This window comes from Burkholderia sp. GbtcB21 (assembly GCF_019091065.1).
GTDB lineage: Bacteria > Pseudomonadota > Gammaproteobacteria > Burkholderiales > Burkholderiaceae > Burkholderia > Burkholderia pyrrocinia_C.
In genome coordinates, this window is record NZ_JAGXKA010000279.1 from 1 (window position 1) to 265 (window position 265).

General features: G+C 41.9%; 1 protein-coding gene. It reads left to right on the forward strand.

All coding sequences use genetic code 11. The annotated features are described in order from the left end of the window. Positions 1–265: DUF4100 domain-containing protein (locus KVT39_RS36960; protein WP_217591486.1), on the forward strand; the 265-nt coding region annotated here is incomplete at both ends.

The window sequence follows — 265 nt, forward strand, 5'->3', positions numbered from 1 at the left end:
TGCTTTGGCTGAAGAAGTGGAGGATTCAGATGATGATGGAGAAATTGACAACACTGTTTGTGCACTCCAAGTTGAAGAAAAAGAAGATAGAGATGCATGCTTGAAGAACATTGAGGTTGGAGTTTATCATAGAGAATCCACAACAGAGATGGAGTCATATTGGGCAAGAGCATGCACTGAAGTAGAGGTGGAGCTCAATGGAATCAAAGGGCCTATCAAGGCACTTATTGATTCAGGTTCAGAGGTTAACTTGATGTCAAAGGAG